This window comes from Paenibacillus sp. sptzw28 (genome assembly GCF_019550795.1).
GTDB lineage: Bacteria > Bacillota > Bacilli > Paenibacillales > Paenibacillaceae > Paenibacillus_Z.
On record NZ_CP080545.1, the window covers coordinates 2,607,215 to 2,631,890 of the forward strand.

General features: G+C 47.5%; 31 protein-coding genes. All 31 read left to right on the plus strand.

Translation table 11 applies throughout. The features are described 5' to 3' along the window. Window positions 1-26 precede the first annotated feature (26 nt). The 31 genes from KZ483_RS11560 to KZ483_RS11710 all read left to right on the plus strand — a co-directional run bounded on the left by KZ483_RS11560 (window position 27) and on the right by KZ483_RS11710 (window position 24,593). Window positions 27-947 (plus strand): Gfo/Idh/MocA family protein, encoded by a 921-nt coding sequence (locus KZ483_RS11560; RefSeq protein WP_220352785.1) that lies wholly within the window; start codon window positions 27-29, stop codon window positions 945-947. Further along, complete coding sequence (locus KZ483_RS11565) at window positions 944-1,333, plus strand: DUF6917 domain-containing protein (RefSeq protein ID WP_220352786.1); 390 nt, start codon at window positions 944-946, stop codon at window positions 1,331-1,333. The genes KZ483_RS11560 and KZ483_RS11565 overlap by 4 nt, the downstream gene beginning before the upstream one ends. Window positions 1,334-1,379: 46 nt before the next feature. Further along, window positions 1,380-2,708: a nucleotide sugar dehydrogenase gene (locus tag KZ483_RS11570; RefSeq protein ID WP_220353397.1), complete on the plus strand. Its 1,329-nt coding sequence runs from the start codon at window positions 1,380-1,382 to the stop codon at window positions 2,706-2,708. 53 nt (window positions 2,709-2,761) lie between these two features. Further along, window positions 2,762-3,439 (plus strand): B3/B4 domain-containing protein, encoded by a 678-nt coding sequence (locus KZ483_RS11575; protein WP_220352787.1) that lies wholly within the window; start codon window positions 2,762-2,764, stop codon window positions 3,437-3,439. A 30-nt stretch (window positions 3,440-3,469) separates the two neighbouring features. Continuing rightward, window positions 3,470-4,741 (plus strand): MDR family MFS transporter, encoded by a 1,272-nt coding sequence (locus KZ483_RS11580; RefSeq protein ID WP_220352788.1) that lies wholly within the window; start codon window positions 3,470-3,472, stop codon window positions 4,739-4,741. A gap of 43 nt (window positions 4,742-4,784) precedes the next feature. Then, the gene (locus KZ483_RS11585; RefSeq protein ID WP_220352789.1) at window positions 4,785-5,720 is read left to right on the plus strand and encodes a DMT family transporter; all 936 of its coding nucleotides are present in this window, start codon (window positions 4,785-4,787) and stop codon (window positions 5,718-5,720) included. Window positions 5,721-5,759: 39 nt separating this feature from the next. Then, the gene (locus tag KZ483_RS11590; RefSeq protein WP_220352790.1) at window positions 5,760-7,019 is read left to right on the plus strand and encodes an ATP-grasp domain-containing protein; all 1,260 of its coding nucleotides are present in this window, start codon (window positions 5,760-5,762) and stop codon (window positions 7,017-7,019) included. A 43-nt stretch (window positions 7,020-7,062) separates the two neighbouring features. Next, window positions 7,063-8,526, plus strand: coding sequence for an ATP-grasp domain-containing protein (locus KZ483_RS11595; RefSeq protein ID WP_220352791.1), 1,464 nt, complete (start codon window positions 7,063-7,065; stop codon window positions 8,524-8,526). Between the two features lie 310 nt (window positions 8,527-8,836). Next, window positions 8,837-9,322, plus strand: coding sequence for a GyrI-like domain-containing protein (locus tag KZ483_RS11600; protein ID WP_220352792.1), 486 nt, complete (start codon window positions 8,837-8,839; stop codon window positions 9,320-9,322). A 14-nt stretch (window positions 9,323-9,336) separates the two neighbouring features. Beyond that, complete coding sequence (locus KZ483_RS11605) at window positions 9,337-10,128, plus strand: lipid II flippase Amj family protein (RefSeq protein WP_220353398.1); 792 nt, start codon at window positions 9,337-9,339, stop codon at window positions 10,126-10,128. Window positions 10,129-10,175: 47 nt separating this feature from the next. Then, on the plus strand, window positions 10,176-10,514 hold the full coding sequence (locus KZ483_RS11610) for a hypothetical protein (RefSeq protein ID WP_220352793.1): 339 nt from the start codon (window positions 10,176-10,178) through the stop codon (window positions 10,512-10,514). 19 nt (window positions 10,515-10,533) lie between these two features. Further along, window positions 10,534-11,190 (plus strand): HAD family hydrolase, encoded by a 657-nt coding sequence (locus KZ483_RS11615; RefSeq protein ID WP_220352794.1) that lies wholly within the window; start codon window positions 10,534-10,536, stop codon window positions 11,188-11,190. A gap of 25 nt (window positions 11,191-11,215) precedes the next feature. Continuing rightward, a complete protein-coding gene (locus KZ483_RS11620; protein WP_220352795.1) occupies window positions 11,216-11,674 on the plus strand; it encodes a GNAT family N-acetyltransferase in 459 nt (152 codons plus the stop codon). After that, a complete protein-coding gene (locus tag KZ483_RS11625) occupies window positions 11,674-12,234 on the plus strand; it encodes a nucleotidyltransferase family protein (protein WP_309568663.1) in 561 nt (186 codons plus the stop codon). Before KZ483_RS11620 ends, KZ483_RS11625 begins: the two co-directional genes overlap by 1 nt. 37 nt (window positions 12,235-12,271) lie before the next feature. Next, a complete protein-coding gene (locus tag KZ483_RS11630) occupies window positions 12,272-13,003 on the plus strand; it encodes an alpha/beta fold hydrolase (protein WP_220352796.1) in 732 nt (243 codons plus the stop codon). 8 nt (window positions 13,004-13,011) lie between these two features. Beyond that, window positions 13,012-13,734 (plus strand): IMP cyclohydrolase, encoded by a 723-nt coding sequence (locus KZ483_RS11635; RefSeq protein WP_220352797.1) that lies wholly within the window; start codon window positions 13,012-13,014, stop codon window positions 13,732-13,734. Between the two features lie 146 nt (window positions 13,735-13,880). Beyond that, complete coding sequence (locus tag KZ483_RS11640; protein WP_220352798.1) at window positions 13,881-14,366, plus strand: TcaA NTF2-like domain-containing protein; 486 nt, start codon at window positions 13,881-13,883, stop codon at window positions 14,364-14,366. 42 nt (window positions 14,367-14,408) lie between these two features. After that, window positions 14,409-16,385, plus strand: coding sequence for a dihydroorotate dehydrogenase (locus tag KZ483_RS11645; RefSeq protein WP_220352799.1), 1,977 nt, complete (start codon window positions 14,409-14,411; stop codon window positions 16,383-16,385). Continuing rightward, window positions 16,382-17,197 (plus strand): DUF817 domain-containing protein, encoded by an 816-nt coding sequence (locus KZ483_RS11650; RefSeq protein ID WP_220352800.1) that lies wholly within the window; start codon window positions 16,382-16,384, stop codon window positions 17,195-17,197. The genes KZ483_RS11645 and KZ483_RS11650 overlap by 4 nt, the downstream gene beginning before the upstream one ends. Beyond that, window positions 17,194-17,700 (plus strand): GNAT family N-acetyltransferase, encoded by a 507-nt coding sequence (locus KZ483_RS11655; protein WP_220352801.1) that lies wholly within the window; start codon window positions 17,194-17,196, stop codon window positions 17,698-17,700. The genes KZ483_RS11650 and KZ483_RS11655 overlap by 4 nt, the downstream gene beginning before the upstream one ends. A 71-nt stretch (window positions 17,701-17,771) precedes the next feature. Beyond that, window positions 17,772-18,590, plus strand: a complete 819-nt coding sequence (locus tag KZ483_RS11660) for a GNAT family N-acetyltransferase (RefSeq protein ID WP_220352802.1) — start codon at window positions 17,772-17,774, stop codon at window positions 18,588-18,590. Then, complete coding sequence (locus tag KZ483_RS11665) at window positions 18,568-19,284, plus strand: HAD family hydrolase (protein WP_220352803.1); 717 nt, start codon at window positions 18,568-18,570, stop codon at window positions 19,282-19,284. Before KZ483_RS11660 ends, KZ483_RS11665 begins: the two co-directional genes overlap by 23 nt. Continuing rightward, window positions 19,262-19,441, plus strand: a complete 180-nt coding sequence (locus KZ483_RS28475; RefSeq protein ID WP_258881661.1) for a VanZ family protein — start codon at window positions 19,262-19,264, stop codon at window positions 19,439-19,441. The genes KZ483_RS11665 and KZ483_RS28475 overlap by 23 nt, the downstream gene beginning before the upstream one ends. A gap of 25 nt (window positions 19,442-19,466) precedes the next feature. Next, entirely contained in the window at window positions 19,467-20,162 is a 696-nt protein-coding gene (locus KZ483_RS11675; RefSeq protein ID WP_220352804.1) for a YjjG family noncanonical pyrimidine nucleotidase, read from the plus strand. A gap of 146 nt (window positions 20,163-20,308) precedes the next feature. Then, on the plus strand, window positions 20,309-21,070 hold the full coding sequence (gene hisA, locus KZ483_RS11680; RefSeq protein WP_220352805.1) for a phosphoribosylformimino-5-aminoimidazole carboxamide ribotide isomerase: 762 nt from the start codon (window positions 20,309-20,311) through the stop codon (window positions 21,068-21,070). A gap of 136 nt (window positions 21,071-21,206) precedes the next feature. Beyond that, window positions 21,207-21,575 carry a VOC family protein gene (locus tag KZ483_RS11685; RefSeq protein ID WP_220352806.1) on the plus strand — a complete coding sequence of 123 codons (369 nt, stop codon included), beginning with the start codon at window positions 21,207-21,209 and terminating at the stop codon, window positions 21,573-21,575. Between the two features lie 135 nt (window positions 21,576-21,710). Then, window positions 21,711-22,199 (plus strand): NUDIX domain-containing protein, encoded by a 489-nt coding sequence (locus KZ483_RS11690; protein WP_220352807.1) that lies wholly within the window; start codon window positions 21,711-21,713, stop codon window positions 22,197-22,199. Window positions 22,200-22,239: 40 nt separating this feature from the next. Beyond that, on the plus strand, window positions 22,240-22,482 hold the full coding sequence (locus KZ483_RS11695) for a DUF2164 domain-containing protein (RefSeq protein ID WP_220352808.1): 243 nt from the start codon (window positions 22,240-22,242) through the stop codon (window positions 22,480-22,482). An 11-nt stretch (window positions 22,483-22,493) separates the two neighbouring features. Next, a complete protein-coding gene (locus KZ483_RS11700; RefSeq protein ID WP_220352809.1) occupies window positions 22,494-22,790 on the plus strand; it encodes an antibiotic biosynthesis monooxygenase family protein in 297 nt (98 codons plus the stop codon). 17 nt (window positions 22,791-22,807) lie between these two features. Continuing rightward, the gene (locus tag KZ483_RS11705) at window positions 22,808-23,467 is read left to right on the plus strand and encodes an HAD family hydrolase (protein ID WP_220352810.1); all 660 of its coding nucleotides are present in this window, start codon (window positions 22,808-22,810) and stop codon (window positions 23,465-23,467) included. Between the two features lie 127 nt (window positions 23,468-23,594). Continuing rightward, window positions 23,595-24,593 carry a phosphotransferase enzyme family protein gene (locus KZ483_RS11710; RefSeq protein WP_220352811.1) on the plus strand — a complete coding sequence of 333 codons (999 nt, stop codon included), beginning with the start codon at window positions 23,595-23,597 and terminating at the stop codon, window positions 24,591-24,593. Window positions 24,594-24,676 lie beyond the last annotated feature (83 nt).

The window sequence follows — 24,676 nt, forward strand, 5'->3', positions numbered from 1 at the left end:
TGAAATGGGAGGAAGTGAATGATGTTATGAAATTACGAGCGGGCATGATCGGTTTAGGCGTCATTTCGAAGTTCTACGTCCATGCGCTTCAGCAGCGACTGGACAACCCGGTGCTTGCGGCAGTATGCGATTTAAGCGACGCACGAATGGTTCCTTTTACGGAGGACGGGCTTCCTGGTTTTAAGGATTATAAGGAACTTCTGAAGCGTGACGATATTGATGCGGTCATCGTCAATGTGCCGAACGATAAGCATTTCGAGATCTGCCGGGACGCCTTGCTTGCAGGAAAGCACGTTTGCTGCGAAAAACCGATGACGTTGACTCTCCAGGAAGCGGAAGAGCTGGTCTCCGTATCCCGGACTACCGGACGGACGATGTTTACCGCCTTCCACCGACGTTACAACGTTCATTTCGTGAATGCTCTGGAGCAGTTGAATTCTATTGAAGATATCCATTCCGTTTCGGCCGGTTACTTGGAAAAAATTGAAGAACACGCCGGAGAAGACCGCTGGTATTTGCAGCCCGAGCGCTGCGGCGGCGGCTGCGTTGCAGACAACGGACCCAATGTCTTCGATACGCTTGCTTTCTTTCTGGGTAAAATGCGTGTCATCTCCGCCGACATTACAAGAAACGAGCGCAATGTGGACATTGAAGCCCGCGTAAAGCTGTTGACCGGTTCCGGCATTCCGGTATCCGTTCATCTGGATTGGGCTTACCTCCATGGCGAGAAAAAAGATATTCGCATTCATTTGAAGAACGGTCATACGATTGAAGCGGATATGCTTGCGGGATTCACGGCATTCAAATCTTCCCTCTATCACGAGTATGAAGAGATTTTAAAAGACTTTACCACCCGTATTAAGACGGGAGGTTGCCATGGCGAGGACGGATTCGATGCCGTTCGACTTGTGTATGAGACCTATCAGGCAGAAGCGATAAAAGCATGAACCATAACGAAAAACGTTTTGTGGAAGGGGTATTCGTCAAGCTTCTATTTCACAAACAGGAACAGCGGGGCATGCGATTGATTGAGTTTGAAACCCGCTGCGTCAGACAGGGGGAAATTCACGAAATCGTTACAACGACCCATCATGACGCAAAGAGTGGAGATCGAATTGACCGCGTAGGTTTTCTGGGATTTGCAGAGATGCGCTGCGGAGGCGTTATCGAACGGGGAGATGCGGTTAAGGTGGGCGGGAAAACAATAGGGACCGTGCTTGGATTCGACGAATGCCATTATCCCAATCATTACAATATTCTGATTGCTACCGCGGAAGTACTTGCTGCCGGTGACCTGGAATTGGCCGCTGAAATGGGAATCGCATTTGGATGAAATCAGTGTGAATGAGGATGGAGGAGGGAATCGTTTGAACCTCGAAATGAAAATCAACAATCGACAGGCCCGAATTGGCGTTATCGGCATGGGATATGTCGGCTTGCCGCTCGGCATCGAGTTTGCCCGGGCGAACTTTTCTGTGACGGGAATCGACCTGAGCGAGGAAAAGGTCCTCGCGTTAAATAATGGGGTTTGTTATATTTCGGGAATCGATGGCATCCAGGATATTGTGGCTAGAGGATTGTTCCGCGCCACGACTGATTTTTCGGTTATTAGAGAACTGGACGCCGTTTGTATCTGCGTACCGACACCGCTCAGTAAAAATCACGATCCCGATCTGTCCTGTATCCGGGCCGTTGTTGATGAATTGAAGAAGTATCTACAGCCCAATACGCTGGTTGTTTTAGAAAGTACGACATACCCGGGTACGACTGAGGAATTAATCGGAGGTGAGCTCGCGCTGCAGGGCATGCACGCAGGAGTCGATTACCACCTATGTTATTCACCGGAACGCGTCGATCCGGGTAACACAACGTACACGATTCGAAATACACCGAAGGTGATCGGCGGCATGACACCGAAGTGTCTTAAGTACGGGGAACTGTTATACGGTGCCGTCGTTGAACGAACCGTAAAAGTGTCTACGACCCGGGCGGCCGAAATGTCGAAGTTATTGGAAAATACTTTCAGAAGTATTAATATTGCCTTTGTTAATGAAATTGCGCTATTGTGCGACAGGCTCGGCGTAAGTGTCTGGGAAGTCATTCAGGCCGCGTCAACGAAGCCATTCGGGTTTATGCCCTTCTACCCCGGACCGGGAATCGGCGGTCACTGCATCCCGCTCGACCCGATGTATTTGTCCTGGAAGGCGAAGGGCGAAAACTTCTTTAGCCGGTTCATCGAGCTTTCCCAAGATTTAAACCGGAACATGCCGCGGTATATCGTCCAGAAGATCGGAGATATATTGAACCTCAAGGGCAAGTGTATCAACGGCTCACGGATTCTGCTGCTGGGCATGGCATATAAGCCGAATGTAAATGATTGGCGTGAATCGCCAAGCCTGGAAATCTATGATTTACTAGAAGAGAAAGGGGCGATGCTGACCGCCAACGATCCGTTCTGCGACTACATTCGCACAGAAACAGGAGATTTGGTTCATATTGAGCGTGCGATTGACAAGAAAGCACTCACATCCTATGACTGCATCGTGCTGCTCACGGCACATTCCTGCTACGATTTGCAGATGGTTGCCTCCTCGAGCGTGCCGGTTCTCGACACTCGCAATGCGTTTGCCGGAATTGATACTCCAAGCGTGATTCGAATCGGCGACGTAATGCCCTCCTTCGATGAACGAACGCTTATCGTCGTTTGAGCAGGAAGCCCGCCAGTTTGATAAGTTATTACAACCTTACAGGAGGAAAAGTCATGTTCAGTCGAATCGATATGATCGGGCAGGTTCAAGCCCATCTTGACGGAGTTGAAGTATATGGCTGCCGTCTCCAGCTTAATCCGAAGGGAGCGGATTCGAATCCGGACTATGCGGAGGATTGGCGGCAAATCCACTCCGATTGGCGGGGAAAAAGTAAAGCGGACGTTGCGGAAGCCCCGGTTGTCGCAGCATACCATACGTTTTATACCCGAATCGGGCTGAATCCGAAGAAAAATCCGCCATCCGTTCAAAATTTGATCCAAAGGTTCTTCATTAAGGAGGAGCTGGATCGAGTCCCTCTCATTCATCCTATTGTTGACGCTGTTAATGTAGCGGCCCTTCGGCACCTTATTCCGCTGGGTGTATTCGATGCGGAATGCGTCCGTGGGCGAATTCATCTTGCCTTTACCCGGGGAGGGGAGCCTTTTCAGGGGCTTGGAGAGTCTCAATCGGAACTGCTGCCGGAGGGCCTGCTGGTGCTGGCTGATGAGGAAAAAACACTTTCACGGTTTTGTTACCGGGATAGCGAAGCCCAGAAAGTAACGGAAGCGACACGCAATATATGGCTGTTAGGCTGCCAGGTCCCAGGCGTGGAAGAAGAGACAGTAAAGCTTTCGCTCCTGACGGCACTCGAACTATTGGGACGGCGTTACCGTTATGAGCTTGTCTCTTAATCGCATGCCTGGAAGGGGGCATCCACCCGTATGGTAACCGCAAACAGATTCACGGTGTTCTTACGCCGTTACGATACTGCCATTTGGATCCGTGTATTAGGAAATGCGCTGAATGCGATGACGACCTTTATTATTCGGCCGTTTCTCGCCCTGTATCTGTTTGACAAGCTGGAAGGTTCCATACTATACACCATGATGGTCATCGGTCTTCAGCCCTTCGCGAGTATGATTACCGGGGTATTCGCGGGAAGTCTGAGCGACCGCTTCGGACGTAAACCCGTCATGATTGCAGCGCTTCTAATCCAAGTATTCAGTCTTGGCGCTTATTCAATGGCGAACAGTGTATGGCTCTTTGCCATCATCACCGCAGTGCTCGGCGTCGGTACAGCCTTATTCACCCCGGCGGCCAACGCGATGGTTTCAGACGTGGTTCATTCCGACCGGCAGGCAGAGGTATTCGCTCTGCTGCATACAGCATCCAACGTCGGCGCTGCGTTCGGTCCTGTTATTGGAATACTCCTGTTCCAATGGAACTCAAACATCGTTTTCTTGGCAGGTTCGGTTATGCTGTTGGCTTATTTGACGCTCGTTCTCTGGAAGGTGCCGGAATCGCTGGCGCAAGTGCAATCGCATGCTGGGACAATTCCGGATAATCCAACATATCACCGATGGTTTGCGCATAAAGCATTGTATGGGTTGACGCTATTGGCGATGCCTCTAGGGCTTATCTATGCTCTGGTCATTTCCATTTTACCGTTTCATTTAGGGGACCATTTTGCCAGGCCGGAAGATCTTCTGGCTTCTCTAATGACCTTTAACGGCGTCTTTGTCATCGCGTTGCAGTTATGGTTGATTAAACGGACAGAGCATTTTGCGGCATACCGGATTATAGGACTTTCCTATGCGATGTACGCCGCGGTATCATTCGGGTATGGATTTTCTCACTATGTGGCCCTTTTGTTTTTCTTTGAATTCATATTCTCTATCGGCGAAATGCTGGTAGGGCCGCATTTGCAGAAAGCTGTCTCTCAGCTTGCTCCACCTGATAAGCGCGGTTTTTATTTTTCAATCTTTGGGCTCCACCTGCAATTGCCACTTGCCTTCGGTCCTGTGATCGGCGGTCTGCTGTACACGGCTTACGATGGAAAAGTTTTGTTCTCACTGGTCGGTATACTGTTCCTTCTGTCAGGTGCTGCACAGGTCATGTTAATCCGTTGGTTGAAGCGGCGGAATGAAGCTCTTCAAGAAAGTAACCGTCGGTTAATCGGAAAAGGAAGCGGTGAAAGTGTTTCAATTCATTAAGGAATAGCCAGGAGCAGCGTCGGAGAAGAGGGGAGTACAGCACTTGATACGAAACACGAACGCGTACGCAGCCATGATAATCGCCATGACCCTTGTAGGAAGTTCGCTTATCGTAGGCAAGTGGGTAACGAATGCAATTCCCGTATTTCTCGCTTCGTTCTTACGATTCGGGATCGCTTCTGCGCTTCTTCTCCTGCTCCTGTATTTGAAAGAAGGATTTCCCAAGCTCGAACGTAATGCATGTATTCTGCTTTTTCTTCAGTCGCTGACAGGTGTCGTTCTCTTTAACGTCTGTGTTCTGTACGGATTACAAATGACAACCGTCGTAGAAGGCGGCATCATAACGAGCACAAGTCCATTGGTGATTTCACTGCTTTCGTTTTTACTTTTCAAGGAACGGATTTCGATTCGACAGTGGCTTGGGGTGGTCATGGCCGTATTCGGTATTGCAGCGATCCACTTGTTTGACTCTGCTATTGCTGATGGGGGTATATCCGGCGGAGGTTTTCCTTGGCTCGGTAATGCGCTTCTGATGTGCGCTGTGGTCGGGGAATCGTTGTTTACACTGATCGGCAAAAGACTCTCCAGACAATTATCTCCGCTTGCGATCACGACTTTTGTTTCCGTGTGGGGATTTGTTCTGTTTATGCCGTTGGCTGCTTATGAAGCTGTCACTTTCGACTTTTCACAACCTTCCTCTTCAGACTGGCTCTGGGTCGTGTACCTGGCCATTATCGTGACCGTAGTCGGATTTATGCTCTGGTATTACGGTGTTTCCATTGTTTCGACAGGCACATCCGCCGCGTTCACCGGAATCATCGCTGTCTCTTCGCTAATGTTTTCGTATTGGCTCCTTGAGGAACCGATCCGTTTGGGTCATGGAGTGGGGATGGCACTAGTTGTAGCCGCCATATTATATAGCGCCCGGGCGGAACAAAGATCGAGCAGCATGGATCCCGGTTCCAGCGTCTCTAATTGAGAACAAAAATTAATTAAGAGTTCACAGGAGGTATAAAGGATGGCACAAGATAAGGTGATCGTCGTTATCCATCGTTTCGGGGATTATATTCTCGGCGGTTTCGTCAACTACAACCGAGTGATCGATCATTCGGAGCATCGAGTGGTTTATTTCGTCAACGCCAGGGGGCATCAGGATATCAATGCGTATAAGGATCAGGCGGCTGCGATATACGAGTTCCCCGACTTGGAAGACTATGCAGCTTTGGAAGATGCAGCGAAGGAAGTAATAGAGTCGTACGGCATCATCGATTATATTATCGCCATGTCGGAATATGATTTAATTCAAGCGGCCAAACTGCGAACGAAATTCGGCATACCTGGAACATCGGAACAGAAAATCGCCTTATACCGGAACAAAATCGTTATGAAGGAACGTCTCCAATCAGACGGGCTTCGGGTACCGAATTTTCTGGATTATGAAACGGTGGAGGATGCCATATCCTTTGCCGAGAAGGCCGGTTTTCCACTTATTTTGAAGCCAAAGCTTGGCGCAGCCAGTAAAGGCGTGCTGCGTGTCTCCAACTGGGAGGAACTGATTCAGTCACTCACAGCCATTGAAAGGGCAAACGAAACTGCAAATTACCAGTGTGAAGAATTCGTTAACGGACCGATTTTTCATATTGACGGATTAGTCCGGCATGGTCAATTGAAGTTTATTACGGTGTCGCAGTATGTGAACGGCTGCTTGGCTTTCTCTCAAGGTCTTCCAAACGGTTCTTTCATCATAACGGACCGGACGGAATTAAAAAACCGGATGACGCTGTTCACCGAAGACGTTCTCCGGGCACTAGAGCTGCGGGACGGCTGCTTTCACTTGGAAGTAATCGATCGGGAAGGTGTCGAAGCCGTCTTCCTGGAAATCGGAGCCCGCATGGGAGGTGCCGAAACCCCTTTCCTTACATTGGAACTTTATGGCGTCAACCTGTGTGAAGAATGGATTAAGATTGAGCTGGGCACCTTCACTGAATTGGATGTCCCGCAAACCGGTATACATGGCGGGCTGCTGCAGTTCCCCGAGCCTCCGTGTGTTCCGGCGGAAGTGATCAGTGTGACAAGCATCATAGACCGCGTCCCGGAAATTTTTCATGAACGCATTCCAGAACCTGGTGAGATTATGGACGGCAGCGGCTCCTACTACCATATCAGCGGCAGGTATATGTTCCGCGGTGAGAGCGAAGCCAAGGTCGAACAGGCCATTCATTGGGCAATTGAGCTATTCCGAATTGAAGCGAGGCCCTTGGAACCCATGAAGGCCTAAGAGCCCGTTGCTTCACTTCATACCGAAGAGGAGAGGAAGCGGTTTGAAAAATATTTTGCTTGTTAGCGATCTGGGAGGATTTCCCCCGTCACTGGAATCATTATCGAAGCTGGCGAATGTTTATGTCTATATTCCTCGTCCCAGTGCCGTAACCAAACCATATTTAGAAACAATCAACCGATATGCCCACGGGGTTCTGAAAGAAAGCACGGCCTATGCTTCCGGCGGATATAACCATCCTGATCGCGTCACTTTCACCGGGGCTCAGCCTTATTCGTTATCCGATGACCAAATGGTGGAAGCGATTATCAGAGCCGCAATGATTTTTGATGCGGAAGGCATCATCTTCGGCGGTGCGGAAAATATGGTACTCTCCGCGGCACGCGCGGCGGATGAGCTCGGTTTTCGCTCTGCAGATGCCAGTGCGGCCCAGAGGGCAAGGAGCAAGTTTTCTATGCGGGAGGCGTTCCGTCATGCGGGCGTACCGTCACCGGCATTTCGCCCCATATACGATGAAGAGGATTTGGCTGCCGCCGTACTGGAGCTTGGTTATCCTCTGATACTGAAGCCGACCTACTTGGCCTGCTCCATCGGCGTGACGCTGCTTGACGGTAGTCGCGACCCGGTCGAAGTGTTCCGCGAGGTACAGCAGAGTATTCGGGCAAACACCTGCGACTTGCTGTTGTTCAACGAAGAATGCCTGTTTCTTGTCGAAGAATACATGGAAGGCTGCAATGAGGATTGGTACGACAATCCCAACTTTGCTGATTACGTCTCAGTGGAGGGGATGATGATTGACGGTCGTTACTACCCTATTGCGATTACGGACAAGACTCCTTTGCTTTCGTCGTTTACGGAAGCTGCGCATATCGTGCCCAGCGTGTTGGATGCTGAAGCCCAAGCGATCATCGTGGATGCTTGCCGCAAAGCGAATGAGAGTCTCGGTCTTCGATTTTGCCCGACCCATACGGAGATCAAACTGATGAAAAACAGGCAAGTAGGCATTATTGAAACCGCTGCCCGCTTCGGTGGCTGGAATATTATTCCTCAAATTAATGACGTTTTTGGTCTTGACCTGACAAAGGCATGGGCCGAAACGCTTCTTCATGGCAGCACATCGGAGATGCCGGACAAGCTGTTGACCTATGCCGATAAATCCCGCTGCAATGTCCGTATCTATCTGGAGGACGATCCATTTACCGATAACCGGAAGAAATATCGATACTTTGGACATGAAAGGTTGGACAGTTTACTTGAGCCTGATGTTAAGGTCAGCACCGAAGTCGAAATTCCCATGGGTACAGTTGTTAGCTGCATCCCGCAGCAGAATGCAATGAGCTTTGTTTCCACTCTGGATCTGGAGGCACCGGACACGTGGTCTCTCAGCAGGACGGTCCGTAATATCCGCCGCGGTATCAAGTTGAAAGTCACCGAACTGGAATCCGAAGAGGCTCTGACAGATTCGTCGAAGCAGCAAGGAGAGAAGGTAACGCAGCTGGCCAAATAACAACAACATTCCAACGTTCCCGCCATGAGTGGGAACGTTGGTTATTTTATGCGTTAATAGTTCGTCTTGTTGATCATGGGATAATACTTGGAGCAGAATAAGGGGCGAGCCGTCACCATGGGGTGTTTTCGGCTTGAGCGCCCCTTCTTGGTGATTTTAGCGTCATAAATCCGACTGGAATTATCACCAACAATTGTATAGTGTGATATAGTTAGAAGTAGGTGTGAGCTGAAGGCGGGGACGGATTTGCCTAAGGCTCATTTTTGTATAAATAAACACAAAAGACGATTAAAATCAGGAGGTAGTTTGTATGAACGTCGCAATTATCGAAAAGCCTGAGGTTAAAGCCATTGTGTTAAAATCAAATCAGAACGGCCGTGATGTAAGACAAGCCTGGAAGCAAATCCAGGAATTATTAATTGGTTATCCGACCAGATATAATAAAGAGTACGGTTATGTTTTTATTCCGGAATGGCAGTGGTCTACGGGAGTTCATACACTTTGGGTCGGCGTTGAGGTGGACTCTTTTGAATATGTTCCAATTGAAGTCGAGAGATTTATCATTCCTTCAAGAAAATACGCCAAACTTACTGTCAATGGTGGACGTGAAGAGATGAATTCCGCTTACAACTATTTGAATGAATGGTTTAAGGACAATGGGTGTGAAAGAGATGTGGCGGAGGGATCATTCAGCCTAGAGGTGAATCGGCTTAAACCAACCAATCCGTTTCTCATTCCGGCAGATGAGATTGATCGTTTTGATTTTGATGTCTATGCGCCAATTAAGATTTCATAAATTTGCTAGCTAATATGACTTATAGTCTAATTGTCGTATTTATTCTAACGATGGTCATCCACACTGCCGAAACATTGTCTTATTCCGTACGTTTTGCCGGGGTAAAGCTAAACAAAATTGCTGTTGCTTTATCACTTACAGGCATCATTGTCCTGGTTTCAAGAACGGCAAACCTCATCCAAGCTCCATTAACGGCAAAATTTGTTGACCATGCAAAAGTCGATCCATCGTTTCATTTAATCAGCCATCTGAGATTCATTATATTGGCTTCATCTGTGGGAACATTGCTTGCCATCGTTCTGTTTCCAACGTTTATAAGTGTGTTTGGAAGAATAATTTCAAGGTTGGAAGTTGCAGGTTCCATTCCTAAATTAATAACGGGTGTCACCATCGGCCAACTGATTAAAACCAAACATTATATAAAGCGGCCATCATTTAAACTTCATTATTTCAGGTATCTGGACATCCCTAAGAGATTCCTTGCATTCAATATATTTGCAACCGCATTTTATACGGTAGGAGTATTATCCTCTCTGTATGCCGCGCATTTATTACCGCAGTTCAGCACAACGGCTTCGCAAGCGTCAGGGATCATCAATGGGATTGCAACGATTCTGTTAACCATCTTTATTGATCCTCAGTTAGGCCTAATTACAGATAAAGCAATCAATAACGAACAATACCGGGATCAGCTAGGCAGAATATACATATTGTTAATGGTTTCCAGATTTCTTGGGACGTTGCTGGCACAATTTATATTGATCCCTGCAGCTTACTTTATTAGCATGGTTGTGAAGCTTATTTGAATAATACAAACAAGAAAAACGCAGAAGTCATTTACCGGAGGTAACGCATGGAAAGAAAGTTAGTTAAAGCAGGAATATACGGTTTACTTCTCGGCCTTTTATTTTCAATAATATACCACCCGGACATCATAAGTCTTAATAATAATGGTGCTTATTCGGGTTATGTTGTGCCAATGAGAGAGTATATGTTTAAAGTATTACGTACTGCGATCAAGATCTGTTTTGCTTCTATAATAGTCGCGGCCTTGGTTGAATATTATAAAAGTCTGCCAAAAGGTGAATATAGTATTAAACAATTTGTGCTAGGAATCATAAAATCGCTTATCATCGGAACGGTACTATTTCTAATCGTGTTTTACATTATTGGTATTCTGACGCACAATTAAAGAAACAAGGAGCATCCATATGATTGAAGCTTTTATATTTGATATGGACGGCGTCATTATCGACAGTGAACCTATCCATTTTGACGTTGATGTACAGACTTTAGATTACTTTGGAACGACTATTAAGAAAGAGGCATTGGAGAAATACGTGGGGATGACTAACCCGGAGATGTGGGGGTTGATCAGGCAGGAATACAATATCATGCAGTCTGTCGATGAAATTATTGAGTATCAATTAGCGAATAAAATCACCATATTGCAAACATTGAATATCGAGCCGATCGATGGAATCTGGGAGTTGATTATTGAGCTCAAGCAAAATAATATCCCTATAGGGCTTGCCTCGTCTTCACCTAGAGTATTTATTGAAGCAGTGCTAAAGAAATTTACCATTTCCGAATTCTTTGATTGCATAATCAGTGGGGAAGAAGTGAACAAGGGTAAGCCTGCGCCGGATATATATCTTGAAGCTGCCAAACTTTTAGGTGCCGGCCCAAGAAATTGTATGGTCCTCGAGGACTCCAGGAATGGAGTTGCGGCTGCAAAGGCTGCCGGAATGCGCTGTGTAGGTTATATTAATCCGAATTCCGGAAATCAAGATCTATCGGGGGCGGATTTAATTATAAGATCGGTCAGAGATTTGAATGTCTCAATTATTTCAAGGGAAATGATATAGGATTTGTTGAACGGAGGAATAGCCCATGAGAGAGCTGAAATTAGTCGATGCAGCCCCGGACAACACCGATTTGGCTCGGTTGATCAAGAAGCTTGATGAGGATCTCCTGCAGAGATACCCGGCGGATGAGATATTCGGGGTAGACTTTGACGATCCGAATATTAATGAAGTTGCCTTCATAATTGCTTATTCCGGTGAAATTCCTGTCGGGTGCGGTGCGATTCGGCCGATTGACGATGACAGCACTGAATTAAAGAGGTTTTTCGTTGAACGGGAATATCGAAACAAAGGAATAGCAAAGCAGATATTATCCGCATTAGAAGCAAAAGCCAAAGGACTGGGGTTTAACTGCATACGGCTGGAAGCGGGGACGAAACAGCCGGAAGCTCTAAGTTTTTATATCAAGCACGGCTACTATGAAATAGATAAATTCGGTGAATACATAGAATGTGAATCGAGTCTTTGTTACGAGAAACGGATATAGTGGGAGACATCATGCTGGAAAACAGGTTGAAACAATATTTGTCGGAGAATGAAGCTATCTTGAGGGACTTACGACTGGTAAGGGGTATGAATTTACCTCAATGCTTTATCGGGGCAGGTTATATAAGAAGTTATATCTGGGATCGACTGCACGGGATTACGCACCGGGAGATACATAATGATATCGATGTTGTCTATTACGATACCGCTGTTCGATCGGAAGACCGCGAGAAGGAATTGGAGCTCGAGCTTATCAGGCAAACCGGGAATCCTAAATGGTCGGTGAAGAACCAAGCCAGAATGCATGTTAGAAATGATGAGAATCCATATGGATCAACGGAAGATGCGATAAGCAGATGGCCGGAAACGGTCACTGCTATAGGAGCAAGAATTAATGAAGAGGGCAATATTGAGATATGCGCTCCCTATGGGTTGGACGATCTGTTTAATATGATTGTAAGGCGAAGCCCGTTATTCAAGAATAGACATCATTATCTGGAACGAATAGCTAAAAAAGATTGGAAGAAGAATTGGCCTTTGATAACCATAGTGGAAGAGTGAGTCCGGGTCTGTCCATTTCTTCTGGGAGTGATAATAGATGGCGTTTTTATCAGGAGCAGCAAACAACAATGGGATAAACATCAACTATTATGATTCGGTTGGTTCGGGCCAATCTCTGGCTCCCGTACTGATTTGCCCCGGCTTATCGGAAACGGCGGAGGAATATTTGGATCTGCTTGAGTATTTGCTTCCGAGAAGAGGTGTAGTTCTCTCGTTCCGTGGTAGGGGGAAGAGCGATACACCATTAGAAGGTTACGACCTCCAGGATCATATTACAGATATAGGCAGGGTCATTCAACACGCGGGCCTGACTAAATACCACTTGCTCGGGAACTCCAGAGGAGCTTCTTATGCTTTGAAGTTCGCACAAGAGCGAGAACAGGCTAATCATGTGCTTTCGCTCACTTTAATTGATTATCCGCCTGAGCATAGACAGATGCCGCCGGGATGGGCTGAGGATTACATAAACAATTATTTGATTCCTTTTGACAGGCTAGGCAACATTCGTGCGGAAGCCGTATGGGGAATTCAACGAGATTCGGCCCAAATAGCATTGGATCATAAAATGAAGCTTCCAGCGCTTGTTATCAGAGGGCTGCTCGAGGGCTCCCTGATATCGGACCACGATCTGAACAAATATAAGGAAATCTTCCGAAACCTTACCGTACACGAATTTGCAAACTCCGGCCACAATATAAGGACCTCAGAGAAAGAGCAGCTCGAAAAGTCAATAGCTGATTTTCTGAGCAGTTCGGAGAAAGGTGGTTAGTAAAAGCGATGAATATGAATGAAATATTGCAGGCAAACAAGGAGAAGCTTCAAGCCAACAGCTACCCGGGCAGAGGGATAATTATTGGCATGACGCCCTCCGGGGAGCATTATGTCCAAGTTTACTGGATCATGGGGAGAAGCGAGAACAGCAGAAACCGGATCTTCGAGCTCGAAGGGGATTTTGTGAAAAACAAGGCCTATGACGAAGCCAAAATGACCGATCCTTCCTTAATCATCTACTATCCCTTAAAGAGTACAAGCGGGATGCATATTATTACCAACGGGGACCAGACCGATACGATATATAACGGACTGAACGATAATGAAACATTTGAGAGTTCCTTATTCAAACGGGAATACGAGCCGGATCCCCCGCATTTTACACCAAGGATATCCGGGATTATAAACACGGAACAACGGGGTTACAAATTATCGATTTTGAAGAGTGCCCAAGGCCGTCCGCAGGTGTGCGTAAGAAATTTCTACAGCTACAATGCATTCATACCGGGTGAAGGTCACTGCATCCATACTTATGACGGTGAGCTTAATGGGAGGCTGATCTCATTTAATGGAGAGCCGTTCATTCTTCCATTGTTCGACGGGTTACAGGAAGTCAAGGAGTATTACTGGAATTTGCTTAACCCGGCTAACAGAATATCGCTATTGGTAAAATTCATTCGGACAACCGATTGTGAAACGAGCATAACGATCGTTAATAAGAATTATTAGGTTTAGCGGCATCGACGCCGGGGCCATCTCATGAGAGATGGCTTTTACTGATTTTAAAGATTAAGGAATTATTTATTGGCTTAATCAAGGTTTCAGGATTTATAATAAATAAGGGCTTTAAATGACCAAGACTGGAGAATTCATAGATGCGCAGATTCATTATCCTCTGTTTATTCGCCGGCTGCCTTCAAATCGTAACGGCCTGTTCCTATGTGAAAGGCGGCAGCGGCACAATGGTCGATGATTATAAGGACGGATATGGTAAACCTGACGGGTATTACGCGAAGGAAGTTATGATTGCTTACGAGCAGTCCATCATAGAAGCAATTAATCAAAATAAGTTTTCGCTTGTTGAAGGGCTGCTCGATGAGGACGGCCCCCTGTATCAAGATCAGCAAAAACTTGTCAAACATTTAAATGAGAAGAAAATAAAAGAAAAGCTGATTCGCTACCAAATCCGCAGCATTCAGAAAACAAACGGAGTGTACAAATTTTATGTTGTTGAGAACACTGAACTGTACCATCCGGACAGAGAGCCAGAAGTAAATGAATATTATTGGATCTATACCGTAATTGAGAATCCGGAGAAGAAGGAAGCAAAGGTCCATAGTATCGAGAAATGGGATCGATAAACCGGAATCCGGCAGTTAAAGCTGATGGGAGGAGGTCGCTGCATGCCGGATTGGTCTTACCACACCCTATTCCGACCGCTGCTCTTTCGGCTGCCGGCAAAAGCTGCACGGGGCATAACTCTTCATGCAATGGGCGGACTCAGCAAAATTCCCGGCGGGTCTCTGCTTATTCGGACACTTGGCCATATGGAAGTATCACCGCTGCTAAGGCAAGAACGGCACGGTGTGAATTTTACATACCCGGTCGGCATTAGCGGCGGAGTCGATCCTCATGGAACCGCGCAACAGGCACTTGCCCAATTCGGGTTCGGTTTTGTGGAAATTGGACCGGTTACGATTCAGCCGGTTGTTTCCGAAGAGCCTGTCCAGAGAGATATCAACCAAGAAGCACTGATTTATCCAGGTCTGTATGCAAATGATGGCCTGGATGCCATTTTGAAGAGAACCAGGTGCAGGCAGGGACATCAACTGCCTGTCTTCTTCCGCATACGGCATATGCCGAAGACGAAGCCGCCAGCAGCGTTGGCTGAAATAAGAAATCTACTGCAAAGTCTTGAGCCTGGTGCAGCTGGTTTTTACCTCGATATCATTGATCAGCATCCGGATCTAACCGAGATCGAAGCATTGTACCTTGTTGTTCAATCGATTACAGCGGCCCGTGAGGCGGCGCCGCGCAAGCCGCTGTTTCTTTATGTTCCGCTTGATATGGACAATGAACGGCTTCTTACCCTTACCAAAGAGCTTGACCGGAATAACGCGGAAGTAGACGGCATTGTAATCGGCGATGCTGTTCGAACGGATAGAGGATATGAGATCGGCCGAAACGGCTTATCGTTTACCATCGGAAAATTACAGCGGCTGAAACAGTTATATTGCAATCGGTTCACACTAATTGTGTCCGGTGGTATTCATGAACCGCAGAATGCCCTTGATTGCATCGAAGAGGGTGCGGACTTCGTGCAGCTCCACAGCGGACTGGTTTATTCAGGTCCAGGGCTGCCTAAACGGATAAACGAGGCCATCCTTTACCGCATCATTAAGGATACTCAGACGCCTGTTCCGCTCTCATTTTGGTCAGGGTGGGGAGGGATGTGTCTTCTTGGCATCGGAATGATCATCGGCGGTATAATGGCATGGATCATTGCCGCTACCTCGGTGGTGCTTCCATACGATATCGCTTTCCTCTGCGCAAGCCCGGAGCAAATCAACCGGATCAATGAGCGGCTGCTGCCTTTCATGTCGCACGACCGAATCACTCTTGCCGGTACGATGATTTCAATCGGCATTATATATACCCAGCTTGGCCGGTATGGGCTCCGGCGGCGGCTGCATTGGGCGCGAACCGCGCTCATGACGTCCGGTGTCTTCGGCTTCAGCAGCTTTCTGCTCTACCTGGGATACGGATTTTTCGATCCTCTCCATGCAGCGGCTGCTGCGATCCTTCTCCCGATGTTTGTACTCGCCATGCGTGACCGGACCGATTGGCCGCTTCGGGAGCCGCCGAATACAAGTAACGACCGGGTGTGGCTAATGGCGCAGCGCGGCCAGTTCATGATGGTTGCTCTCGGTTTTGCACTGGCTGTCGGAGGTATTATAATCTCTTACATCGGGGTGACGGAGGTCTTTGTCCCTGAAGATTTATCGTTTCTTATGACGAGTCCTGCTGCGCTGGATGCTGCAAACGGCAATCTTCTGGCACTCATTGCTCATGACCGCGCCGGGTTTGGCGGCGCACTGTTATCTGATGCGATTGCACTTCTGGCAATGGCGCTTTGGGGAATTCAGCAGGGCCAGCGCTGGGTTTGGTGGACCTTTCTCGCTGGCGGCCTGCCTGCGTTTATCGCCGGTTTCAGCGTTCATTTCCATATCGGCTATACGGATTTGTGGCATTTGTCACCGGCAGTATTTGCGCTGCTGCTTTATACGCTTGGTTTAATTTGGCTTTATCCGTATCTAATGCGTTCGCCGGCTGCTATGCAGCGGTACCGGACATTCGTGGCAGAGGGAGCAGACAGATGACACTTTTACGAAAATTCTTGCGAACATTACTGTTGTTCACATGGAATCAAGCGCTTTGCTGCGTGTTCGCCGTTGTTATTTTCGCCTCTATGGCGATTACCAAGGTGGTGACGATTCCCTTTATTCCCCGCTATGATCTCATATTGATTATTTGCATCATCACTCAAATTCTCATGGTTAGGTATAAGCTGGAGACGGTGGATGAGCTTAAAGTCATCACGCTGTTCCACATTATCGGCCTTGGTCTTGAGGTGTTCAAGGTGAACATGGGATCATGGGCCTATCTGGAGCCGGCGTGGACCAAGTTCTGGGGAGCTCCGCTGTACAGCGGCTTCATGTATGCGAGTATCGCCAGTTATATATGCCAGGCATGGCGCCGTTTCCATCTTCAATTTCACGGATGGCCGGGAGCGGCAATCACAGTGACCTTGGCCGTTCTCATATACGCCAACTTCTTCACCCATCATTACATATACGATTTTCGATATGTCATTATGGCTGCTTTGGCGGTGGTGTTTATAAGAACCTCTGTCACGTTCAAAGTCGGCACGGTCCAATTAAAGCAGCCGATATTGATCTCATTCCTGCTTATTGCATTCTTTATCTGGGTAGCGGAAAATATTTTGACCCTTTTTGGCGCCTGGACATATCCGGATCAGGAGGGAGCATGGCGGCTCGTACACTGGGGGAAAGTCACTTCATGGTTTATGCTTGTTATCATCAGCATTATGATTGTTGTACAGCTTAAGCATGTCAAGTACAAGCTGCAGCAGCATGAATATGATTCCAAAGAAGGGGTGCGGCAATTATGAGCGAACTAGCATTTGTGGAGTATACCGAGGATTATTTGGATGCTGTTCTCCGGACTTACAACTATTATATCGAGCATACGACTTTTTCTTTCGATTTGGAGCCCTTTACACCAGACCAAATGCGGCAGGTTATCATTCCTTTGAATGAGAGCTACCGGTCATTCGTGATACTCGTGGAGGGAATATATACAGGCTATGTGCTTATCACCCAGCACAAGAAGAAGCCCGCTTATAACGTTACCGGTGAACTGACATTGTATCTCGAGCTTGACCAGACGGGACGAGGGATCGGTCCCCGCGCCGTCTCTTTCATGGAAGACGTTGCCCGGAAGCTTCGCTTCCATTCGCTTGTTGCCACGATCTGCGAGGAGAATGAGGGAAGTATCCGGTTATTCGAGAGACTAGGATATGAGCGCGTCTCCCACTTCAAAGAGGTAGGGTATAAATTCGGGCGATGGCTTGACATCGTCTCGTACCAGAAGATAATAAAGACTCTTGAATAATAGAGTGTTGTATAAAAACATATTTGGCCGTATATTTATTCATATCGAACCGATCAGGGAGGATAGAATAAATGTACAAATTAGTTGAGGAACTTGCTTTGAACGGTTGGCCGGCTTTACAGACAACCGTGATGGACGGATGGCTGCTGCGGACTGCTGACGGGTACACATCCCGTGCGAATTCCGTTAATCCGATCTATCCAGGTGTTTATTCGTGGACCGTTAACGATCAAATCCGGGAAGCGGAGCGTTATTATTTGGCGGCAGGACAGGATGTTATTTTTAAAATAACGCCGTTCGTGCACCCGGTGTCGCTGGATGATACCTTGGCGCATAGCGGCTACCGAAGGTGCGATCTATCCAAGGTATTGCTGCGCTCTCTGGACGGTTTACCGGAGCCGAAGCTGAAGGATGCCAAAGTGGAGGAGTCGCTTTCCGAGGATTGGCTGAAGATGATGGCAGGCATGAAGCAGCTGACGGATTCAGCTGTGAATACGACCCGCAAAATGCTCTCGGTCTCGAGGCTAAGGCAAAGCTTTATTACACTGTACCTGAATGGCGTACCGGCCTGCTGCGGTGTTGGAGTGATTGAGCGCGGATTTATCGGGCTGTATGACATCGTTGTAGATCCCGCCTTTCGCAACCGGGGTTTCGGTGAACAGCTCATTCTTCATTTGCTGCAATGGGGACGGGCGAACGGAGCCGGAAACTGTTACTTGTTGGTCGCCGCTGACAATATTCCGGCTGTTCGACTATATGAGAAGCTAGGCTTTAAAGAAATTTATACGTACTGGTACCGCACCAAAAGTAAAGAAGAGATTTGCGCCGCTCAGCCTGAGCTGCACGAACAATCGGAGGAGAATATTTTTGAACAACGAAACCGTACATGAACAGGCTAAACGTTTACATGCGAAAGCGGTTATTTTCGATCTGGATAATACGCTGCTGGACCGTACCGCAACATTCCGCAGATTTTCCGAGAAGCTGGTTGACCGATATTTCAAAGGTTTGTCGGGCCAAGAGCGTGAAGCGAGAATCGAATATATCCGGGTTGCCGATCAGGACGGCTATAAGAACAAGCCGGATCTGTTCGCCGAGCTTAGTGAGCACAAACTGTTTGCCTGGGACCCGAAGCCGGCTCCGGAAGAGCTCCTGGCTTTCTACAAGCGAGAATATGTAAAGAGCGCCCAATTGATGGAGACTGCTGCCGAACTGCTCGCTTACTGCCGGAAGCATTATAAGGTTGGGCTGATCACCAACGGTCTTATTGAAATTCAGTACGGCAAAATCGAACTTCTGTCGCTGCGTACCAGCTTCGATCATATCGCCGTATCGGAAGAGGTGGGCGTCAAAAAACCCGATCGGCGCATATATGAGCACTCGCTGGAAAGCCTTGGAGTGAATCCGGAAGAGGCCGTCTACATAGGGGACCATCCGGTTAACGACATAGGCGGCGCTGCTGCTGTCGGTATGCAGACGATTTGGCTGCGCCGCAATCAGCCATGGACGGAGTCGGTAACGGCAGTACCGCTTGTCACGGTGGAGACGCTTCGCGAGCTGCTTGATATTCTGCGCGGAGATTGAACACAAGGAGACGTTTAGTATCGTCGCTCTGTTGATTCTGGAGCTGATGCAGCTCATACTGCGCCGGGGCAGCTTTGATATCGACGATGTGCTGCTTAATACAATTGGCGCAGTGATCGGTTATACCGTTTACCGTATCGGGAAGAGATTGCACTAGGAATATAGAAAGGGCGTTGAACGCGATGTACAAAGCAATTCTGTTCGACCTTGATAATACGCTTCTGGATTATACCTTCAGCGAGCAGGATGCGATGCGCAGAGCGATCGAACATCACCGGCTGCCGGAGGCAGTCGGCTTCGAATGGGAGACGTTCAGAACGATATTCGCTCCTATTAACTGGACCTATTGGATCGAACGGGTTGAACGCAACCTTCATATCGGGCAAGTGCTGCACTACTCATTCCGGGACACGCTTGAGAGGATGGGGCATGATCATACGATATCCGCGATGCTGGCGGACACTTATTGGCGTATGTTTTGCTCAACCTGCCATCTGATGGACGGGGCCGTCGACTTGCTCGGCAAGCTGCATGAGCGTTACCGAATGGGGATTATCTCCAACGGTATAGGGGAAGCGCAGCGCAGCCGCTTAAAGACGGGAGGATTAGAACATTTCTTCGACCATCTTTTCATTTCGGATGAAGTTGGGTTCTGGAAGCCCCGCCGCGAAATTTTCGATACCGCCGTCCTTACGCTCGGGGTCGACCGCTCGGAGGCTCTCTTCGTAGGCGATTCACTGCAGGATGATTACCATGGCGCGGCGGGGGCGGGAATTGATTTTTGCTATTACAATCCGTCCGGGGAACCGCTGGACCATTCGCTACTGCCGCCAAAATATTCGATTCGAGCTTTGACGGAACTTACAGCAATTGTTTAATTTGATCTGGAAGGCGATCCCTTACATGACCGGGAAGCCTATACGAACGCAAAGACAGAGTTTGTCCGGAGCATACTCGGTTCCGTTTCGCAATCAAATTCTGCTACAATAGGAATCACCAGCTCTCGGAAAGATGAGGAGATACCATGAAATTCAGACCTTGTATCGACCTGCATAACGGCAAAGTTAAACAAATCGTCGGCGAGACGCTCGATGCCAATGAGCAAAATGTAATCGAAAATTTCGTATCCGAGCACGACTCTGCATATTATGCATCAATGTTTAAAAGGGACAAGCTGACCGGCGGCCATGTCATTATGCTGGGCGGCGGCAATGAGGAAGCAGCTCTTAAAGCTCTTCGCGAGTACCCCGGCGGCCTGCAGATCGGCGGAGGCATCAACGCTGACAATGCGGCCCGTTATCTGGAAGCGGGGGCATCGCAGGTGATTGTTACCTCGTATATTTTTCGCGATGGCCGGCTCGATATGGATCATTTAAACCGGATCGTCTCGGAAGTCGGGAAGGACAAGCTCGTTATCGACTTAAGCTGCAAGCAGCGTGACGGCCGGTGGTTTGTTGTAACGAACCAATGGAAGACATTCAGCGAATTTGAAGTGAATGAGGCTAATCTGATTGAGCTGGCGGGCTACTGCAGCGAATTTCTCGTTCATGCGGTCGATGTGGAAGGGAAACGCACAGGAATTCTGGAGAGCTTGGTCGAACAGCTTGCCGGTTGGGTGTCTCTGCCGACCACATATGCGGGCGGAGCGAGGTCGTTTGAAGATTTGGAGCTGTTTTATAAGCTTACAGGCGGAAAGCTGGACATAACGATCGGCAGTGCGCTTGATATCTTCGGCGGGAATTTATCTTATGAAGCTGTTGTCGCCTACTGCAGCCGCTTGGCGTAATTACAAGGCTATATCTGACAAAAATGCGATGACCATGGTCTAGTTCCAGGACTAGCCATTTTTTTGTTTACAATAAGAACATGTGTTTGGTATGATGGTCTGGAGCAATAAATCAGAAAGATTGGTTGGTGGAATAATGGGACGAATGGTATCCTTTGAACTAAGCAGTCAAAACCCGGACCTTGCGGCGAAATTTTACTCGAGTGTTTTCGGTTGGAAGGTTGGAGAACCCAACTGGGGATATCACCCGGTCATTACCGGTACAGAGAGTGCCGGCATCGATGGAGGCATTTCAGTAGGACCGACGGACTTCCCGCATGGGACCCGAATCACGATTGAAGTCGATGACATCGATGCGGCGATCGAGAACGCCAAGCAGAATGGCGCTAATGTACTACGGCCGAAAATGGACTTCGCCGAATTTTATTTGGCTTATATGATCGATCCGGTGGGGATCGGTTTCGGGCTTATTCAACCCAAGAAAATAGACACACCGAATATGTAACTGAGATTTATCTGAGAGAGCGGAAATACTCCGCTCTCTTTATCATATTTATATTCCTGATTCAATTTACAGCAAGTTGAAACCATGCTAAATTATTAGCTACGCACAGGGTTTTCAAGTGATAAGGAGGTTGCTATGAACTATCATATTCGGGTCCGGCCAACTGCGCTTATTATTGAAAATAACGCGGTACTGCTTGTCGAGTACGAAGATGCGGACGGCATCCACTACAACCTGCCGGGCGGCGGAGCTGAACCGGGCGAGACGATTATTGAAGGCGTCAAGCGCGAGTTGATGGAAGAGGCGATGGCGGAAGCTGTAGTCGGTCCGCTGGCTTTCGTTTATGAGTGCGCGCCGCACAATCAGTCCGGACAGTATCCGCCGGATACGCCGCATTCGCTAAACCTTATTTTCCATTGCAGGTTAAAGGCTGGATCAGTACCCCGGATGCCGGATCATCCCGATCCCGAACAGTCGGCTGTGAAATGGATTCCCCTTTCCGGGCTTGATGATATTATATTGTTTCCGAATATCAAGGAGCATATCAAGCAATACGCGAAGCGGCCTCAATCGATTGACCTTATTGAAGACCACAGTCTGGATTGTTATATACATGCACGTTGAGAAGGAGTTAATAAAGTTAAACCGGGAGGGAGATATAACGATGATTCCGATCAAATTGCCTCGTGAAGAGAAGGAACGCATTATTGAAAGTCTTATCAGTTATTATCAATTGGAGCGGTCCGAGGAGCTTGGAAGTATTGGAGCCGAGCAGATTGTTGATTTCATGCTGCGCGAGATTGCGCCGTATGTATATAACCGGGCGATTCATGACGCGAGACAGGTCGTTCTCGAGAAGAGCGCTTCGCTTGAGGAAGAACTGTACGCGTTGGAACGCAAAGTTTAGGAGGACAACCATTGGTCTTGGAAATAGCCATTTTACATGTAAAGCCTGAGCTTGATTCCACCTTCGTTTCCAGCTTTAAACAAGCCTCAGCCATCATTTCCTCAATGAAAGGCTATGTGAAGCATGAGCTTCAGCGGTGCCTTGAGCGGGATAACCAGTATGCGCTGCTTGTATGGTGGGAGACGCTCGACGATCATGTCGTCGGTTTTCGCACTTCTGCGGAGTATCAAGAATGGAAGAAGCTGCTGCACCATTATTACGAACCTTTTCCAGTTGTCGAGCACTACGAGAATATTGATTTGATTTAGGGGGCAGCTTTCGCAAAATGAAACCATTATCGCATTATTCGACATGGCTGTTTGATCTGGACGGAACACTGACGGACCCTATGGTTGGAATTACCAAATCCATTCAATACGCCCTGCGGAGATTTGACATTGAGGTAGGGGATTTAAACGTATTGAAGCCTTTTATCGGACCTCCGCTTTTGGGGTCTTTTCAAGAGTTTTATCGTTTTACTGAAGGTCAAGCGCAGCAGGCTGTAGCGTATTACCGCGAGTATTTTGTAGAACATGGAATGTATGAGAACGAACTTTACGCGGGGATTACGGATTTGTTGACGTTGTTGAAAGGTCAAGGAAAGCGTCTGCTGGTGGCAACATCGAAACCGGAGGTTTTCGCCAAGAAAATCGTCGAGCATTTCAAAATCGATACTTATTTCGAATATATTGGCGGCAGTGAGCTGGACGGTGTACGTTCGGATAAGTCTGAACTTATCGCTTATCTTGTCAAAAATCATAACATTGACTGTTCGCAGGCGATAATGGTCGGCGACCGTAAGCACGATGTGATCGGGGCCGTGAACAATGGGATTCCGGCAATCGGTGTCGGCTATGGATATGGAGACGAACAGGAGCTAAGAGGCGCAGGAGCCGCTTACTACGTACCGACAGTATCAGCGCTGCATACGGCGTGTATCAATTAATAACGTTTGCAAAAAAGTGGCATTTATGAGAGCGGTCAATAGAATGAATAGTGATTCAGTTGCTGACCGCGATTTGAATCTTGAAGTAGAATCTCTTATTAACAGACGGTAGAAAGAGGAACTAACTGTGGAATCTTTGTTTCGGGAACTTATCTCCAAATATTTTGGCGATCTTGATTACAGTACTGAACCCGTGCCTTTTGGATTAACGAATTTCTCCCGAATCATCACGGTAAAAGACCGCAAATACATAGCGAGAATATATGACAGGCATACAAAAAACCTGGAAAATCTGCTTTTTGAGATCGAGCTTGTTACATTTCTGGAAAACTGTGATTTATCGTTTAAAGTACCGGGCTTTCTACCAACTCGAAGTGGACATAAATATGTGGAGTTGCAGGGTAACCGGTTAGGTTCGGTCGTTCCGTTCATTGAAGGGGTTATACCCGATATAAATTCTTCGAATGATGTCAAGGAAATGGGAAGGACAGTCGGTGAAATCTCCAAAGCGTTTGAGGAGTTTCAAACGGATTTGCACACACCGGCGATTCAGTTCAGCCGGTTCTATGATCTTCATCCGCTGAGCAGCGAGGAGACAGTTGCACAATTTCTTCTGAACCCGCCGTTTGTTGTTGATGACTCTCATATGGCACTATTCAGAAATCTCCTCGATCAATTCCAGCCTGAACATATTCTTCTGTCTCATCTACCTCATCAAATCGTTCATCATGACTTGCTGATTTTTAATTTACTCATCGGTAATAATGGTAAAATGAACGGAGTACTGGATTTTGATTTTGCTTCTATCGATATCCGGGCGTTCGAGCCTGCAATCTGTATCAATCATCTGCTGCAGTTTGAAGACCGTACGTTAGATTATCTGGAGATTTTTTTAAAAGCCTATTCTGCATATATGAAATTATCTATGGCGGAAATCGACATGATTCCGAATCTGATACGTTTATATTATCTTTCTTTGTTATGTATTTATATTGGACAGTATTACTCAGGAAAAGCCGTGAAGGATCATTTTACCTTTATTATCGCACAAATGTCAGCCAGAGATTATTGGCTGAAGGAGAACAAAGATAATCTTAAGCAAACTCTGATTCATCTGGTCTATTGACGAAAAGAAAAAATATACCATAAAAGGGCATGGTCATGGTACACTAAAAAAGGGTATGTATAAGCGTAGGCCAATGTCAGCGT